The sequence below is a fragment of the Campylobacter sp. P091 genome, from assembly GCF_002138935.1.
Taxonomy (GTDB): Bacteria; Campylobacterota; Campylobacteria; order Campylobacterales; family Campylobacteraceae; genus Campylobacter; species Campylobacter devanensis.
The window spans coordinates 1-5,361 of the sequence record NZ_MJKZ01000012.1; the positions used below are offsets into that span (position 1 = coordinate 1).

Sequence of the window (5,361 nt, forward strand, 5' to 3'; positions counted from 1 at the left end):
ATTCTTATATATGGGGTAGTAATTTTATTTATCAAGAGCTAACCTTGATAAAGTAATTTCGATTTGCTATCTCAATGAAAAATATAAATTATTCAGAGTATTTTATATTCATATGATTAATTATTCTATGTTTTGCAAATAAAAATAATTGTAATGCTATAATCTTGTTATGGGGATATGCCATAGGGCTGGAATCCCTACGGCAAATTAAGTTTTGCCCCACGAAAGTGGGGAAATACATATCCTAATAAAAAATATAAAATAATCATAGTATTTTATATTTATATAATTAATTATTCAGAATAATATATTTTATTATAAATTATTCATAATATTTTATATTATTTAATCTTTTATTAAGGATATTTGGTTATTATTATTCTAATAGATTAAATGAGTATTGGGATATACGATTTTTTAGTTTATATCCAGTATTAGATGATATCTTGGAAAGTTTTAATAAATAAAATGGGGGAAACGCATCCCCCTCGAAATCATTGGTATTATAACATAATTCTGTCTAAAAAGCAATAGTTTTATTAGAAGATTGTAATGCTATAATCTTGTTATGGGGATATGCCATAGGGCTGGAATCCCTACGGCAAATTAAGTCTTGCCCCACGAAAGTGGGGAAATACATACCCTAATAAAGAATATAAAATAATCAGAATATATATTAATATTATTCTATATTTATATAATTAATTATTCAGAATAATATATTTTATTATAAATTATTCATAATATTTTATATTATTTAATCTTTTATTAAGGACTTAGTATCTTTATTTATCACAAAATTGAGTTTTAAGAGTTTTTGATTTTTTCGTGATAAATTAATTGTTTCTCTCTTTTTTTTGATTTTAAGGGGTATTTTGTGCATTTATGATGATTGTTTATATATTTTCTTGGTTATTTGTTTTTATAGTTAATAAAAATGTTAAATTAACATATATTAATTTAGAGTGCTTAGGTTAATAAAATCATTAATCTAATTATAATTTTAATATAATAAGTAGCTTAATTAATAAAATTATAACTAAAATAATAGCAAAATATACTAAAAATCAGAATAAAATTATTAAATTAATGATTTTATTAATAAAAAAAAGGTTTTTTATGGAAAGAAAAATTAAAATAGATCGAGTAGGATGATAAAATTTGGTTACTATAATATATAGGAATTTTTTTTAAAAATAGCCTTGTAAGTCCGATAAAATCGATATTTAAGCATTTTTTAATTTTTCACGTGTGAAAAATAATCAGTCTGTATAGCAAGAAAATCAGTCTGTATAGCAAGAAAAAAAGCGGTAAATTTTAGCTTTTTTAATAAAAATATATGATTTTTTAAATTATTTTTGCGTATTTACGCAAAGAAATAATTATTTTATGAAAAATTATGTTATAATACCATAAATTTTTTTTAGGAGAAAGAAATATGCAAAACGAGATAGAGATTTTAGACGATAATAAAAAATCTACAACTATTTATACACAAGAAATAAATAATGTTGATTTTACTACAGGTGAGTTGATAGATAAAAAAGAGATAAAATTTGTAAAAGAAAAAAGCAGACACGGCTTTATACAACTTTATATCGATAATATTGGTTATTTATCAAGTAAAGCTATTTCAAATATTGAAAGACAAAGTCTTATTTTTATATTAACGCAAATCACTTTTTTAAATGTGGTAAAAGTTAATGGCTCACTTCGTAAGCTTATAAAAGTTGGAACAAATTTGTCTGATAGCTCTATATCAAGAGCATTAAGTGGCTTGATTGAAAAAAATATTTTATTAAAAATAGATGAAAAATATAGTGATAAATTTGGCATAAAAGCATATATTGGAGATGAATATCTCGTCAATCCTCAGCTTGTAGGCAAAGGCAGTTTCAATGAAATGAAATCTTTAAGACAAACAATAGTAACTGATTTTGATTTTAAGACGCTTGAAATGAAACAACAAATTCAAATTGAAACGAAATATGATGGTTTTGATGAAATTGCAGATAATTTAGAAAATCACGAAATAAAAGAAATAAGACAAGGGAGAAGTTATGACGGCAAATACCAAAACACAGAAGTTGTAATAACTGAAAAAAACAATATAATTAACGCTGGAATAATAGAGCCTACAAAAAATACAAAAGTTGATGATATAGATAAAGAAGATGATAATTTATTTTCATCTATTTCAAATGGCAATTTAGAAGATAAAAAAAAGGCTGATATAATAACAAATGAATTTGTGAATGATATCGCAAATGAAGAAAAGTTAAATTTTATTACTAGTTCATATAAAAAATTTGGAAAACAAATTAATGAAATTAATAATAATATACAAGAATATTTCTATCGAAATAGATTAGAGGTTTTGAATGATATATCTAAATTGATATTTAATTGCGAATTTCAAGCAATTGAAGCTTATAATCGAAAGAAAGTCGGCTGGATTTTAAATAGTTTTGAGGTGGCAACCGAATTGGATAAATATTTAGTATGATGAGAAAACAATAGTGAATTTAAAAGCTTGGATTTTGAGAATTTATCACGCAAAAATACTACTAATCTACTATCATTAGAAAAGGAGTAATACAGATGGCGTTTATCAAACAATTATTAACTCATTGAGCGTGTTTTTGCGTAAATACGCAAAGAAATTTATTTAAGTCTTGATTTTTGAATTTTCTTTGCGTAAATACGCAAAGAAGCAATTATTTTCTGAAAAAATAATTATAAAATAGAAAGGATATAAATGACGCAAGAAGAAAATATATTTTTTGCCAAAAGAAATTTGGTTGATAGCATATGGAAGTCGGCAAATTTAGAAGGTGTTAATGTAACTTTTCCTGAAACACAAATGATAATAGACGGCTTTTCGGTGCCGAATAAGACTATTGATGATTTAACTATTATCTTGAATCTTAAACGAGCTTGGCAGTATCTTTTTGATACTATTAACGAAGAGATAAGTTTAAATTATATAAGGGATTTGAATAGATTAGTAGGTAGGGATTTGGTTTATAAGTCTGGTTTTTTAAGAACCACAGATATAAGAATATCTGGAACAACGCATAGACCGAGTTTGCCTATTGATTATGAAGTAGAAAACTATATTAATAAAATCTTAAAAAATGATGACAAAAAAAATAGTGCCATTGAGTTAATGTTGTATATTATGAGAAATCAGCTTTTTTTTGACGGAAATAAAAGAACTGCAATGCTAACAGCAAATAAAATTTTGATTAAAAATGGTCTAGGTATTTTTGCGGTAAGACAGCAGAGTATGCAAGATTTTTTTACAAAATTAGTTAAATTTTACGAAAGCGGAGAGAGTAACGAAATAATGCTATTTTGTAAAAGAGAGTGTATAGAAACAATGAATACCGAAAATGACGAAACCGAAATTTCAGACGAAACTCAAGATGAATTTCAAGAACAAAAATCAAAAATCCGCAGAAACACAAAATCAAAAAAATAATGATTTTTGATAAAAATATAAATTATTCTGAATAAATAATTATATAATAGAATAATATTATTAAATATTCTGAATATTTAATAATATTATAGATTATTATTTTTTATTGTCAAAACTTTAAGCTACTTTTTATTTAAGGTTTTTCTATTTTGTATATCTTATTTAAAATTTTTTAAAAAGGATATATAAAATGTATTTAAGCGAAATGTTGGATAAGAATGTTGTTCTTTCTGAAGATGCTAAAGAGCATTTGGCTAGAGAAATTGCAGATAATTTAGAAGGTATGTTTTTTAATAGAAGTCAAGCTGTTGATGTAGCTTACGCAATAGTAGATTATGACAAAAATATATCATATACATTAGATACTTTCAATGATATTGCTAATTACAACGATATTGCGAATATTAATTTGGATTTTCGTAATTTTAGAGATGGTATTTTTGATTATGATAAATTTGACGATCATATTGCCGAATATCTAGCTCACTTGAATGATAATTTCGGTGATGATTTTATTAAAAAACAATTAGGAGAGCATTGGATTCAAGGTGATGTTGATAGATTTGCTCACGGATTATTTTTGAAAGAGATTGCTTATCAAGTGGTTGAGATGGACATTGATTTTGCTGAGTATGAGAACGAAATAAAAGATAAAATTAAAGAAAACCATAGATCTACTAACAAAAGGTGAAATTATTCTGAAAAATCAAATTTTAAAAGGTAACTCCTTAGAGATTTTAAAAACTCTGCCAAATGAGAGCGTTGATCTCATTTTTGCTGATCCGCCATACTTTATGCGAACCCAAGGAGTTTTAAAGCGACCTGAAGGAAGTGAATTTAATGGCTGTGATGATGAGTGGGATAGCTTTAAAGATAATGAAAGCTATGCCAAATTTACCCATTTGTGGCTAGAAGAGTGTAAGAGAGTTTTAAAAAACAATGGCTCAATTTGGGTAATTGGAGGAATGCAGTGTATTTATACAATCGGTGGGATTATGCAAGATTTAGGATTTTGGTTTATAAATGATGTTATTTGGCAAAAAAGCAATCCAACGCCAAATTTTATGGGAACTCGCTTAAATAACTCTCACGAAACTCTAATTTGGGCTTGTAAAGATAAAAAATCAAAATTTACATTTAATTACAAAACTGCAAAAGAGCTTAATTGCGATAACATAGAATTAAATTTATTTCAAAAAGGCAAACGAAAACAACTTGGTTCTATTTGGAAATTCCCAGTTTGCAGTGGCAATGAGAGACTAAAAGATGAAAATGGAGACAAGCTCCACTCCACGCAAAAGCCAGAAGCCTTGCTTTATAGAGTGATTGCAATTAGCTCAAAAATCGGCGATTTGGTGCTTGATCCATTTGGTGGAACTATGACAACAGCTGTTATGGCAAAAAAGCTCGGAAGAAATTATATAATGATAGAGCAAAATGAGAAATACATAAACTTTGGTTTAAAAAGGCTAGAAAATATAGAGTTTCAAAATAGCGATATCGCAATGGCTAAATTTGATGAAAAGCCTTTAAAAGCAAAAATGAGCGATATGATAAAGGCTAAATTTTTTAAAATCGGAGAGAAGTTTTATCTAAAAAATAGTGATAAATTTGCAATCTTACAAGATGACGGAAGGCTTGAGTTTAATGGCGAAATCTATGATATGCATACCTTAGCAGCTAAGTTTAAAAATGCTAAATCATCTCGCTTGAACGGCTTTAAATTTTGGGAAGTTCTAAGAGAAGATAAGCCTATTTTAATCGATAAAATTAGAGAAAACCATAGAAGTTGGGGCTGACCCAAAAGTAGCTCCTATATGAAAAATAGAGGTCTTTCCATTTAGATAGTAGTGGAAAGACCTCTATTTATCTTTTGA

The 5,361-nt window shown here is 26.5% G+C and carries 4 protein-coding genes; all 4 read left to right on the top strand.

The features are described 5' to 3' along the window. The first annotated feature begins 1,438 nt into the window (after window positions 1-1,438). The 4 genes from CIGNP91_RS08450 to CIGNP91_RS08465 all read left to right on the top strand — a co-directional run bounded on the left by CIGNP91_RS08450 (window position 1,439) and on the right by CIGNP91_RS08465 (window position 5,283). The gene (locus CIGNP91_RS08450) at window positions 1,439-2,506 is read left to right on the top strand and encodes a hypothetical protein (RefSeq protein ID WP_086253910.1); all 1,068 of its coding nucleotides are present in this window, start codon (window positions 1,439-1,441) and stop codon (window positions 2,504-2,506) included. A 252-nt stretch (window positions 2,507-2,758) separates the two neighbouring features. Further along, window positions 2,759-3,484: a Fic family protein gene (locus tag CIGNP91_RS08455; RefSeq protein ID WP_086253911.1), complete on the top strand. Its 726-nt coding sequence runs from the start codon at window positions 2,759-2,761 to the stop codon at window positions 3,482-3,484. A 190-nt stretch (window positions 3,485-3,674) separates the two neighbouring features. Next, the gene (locus tag CIGNP91_RS08460; protein WP_086253912.1) at window positions 3,675-4,175 is read left to right on the top strand and encodes a hypothetical protein; all 501 of its coding nucleotides are present in this window, start codon (window positions 3,675-3,677) and stop codon (window positions 4,173-4,175) included. 55 nt (window positions 4,176-4,230) lie between these two features. Next, window positions 4,231-5,283 (top strand): DNA-methyltransferase, encoded by a 1,053-nt coding sequence (locus CIGNP91_RS08465; RefSeq protein ID WP_272889829.1) that lies wholly within the window; start codon window positions 4,231-4,233, stop codon window positions 5,281-5,283. Window positions 5,284-5,361: the final 78 nt, after the last annotated feature.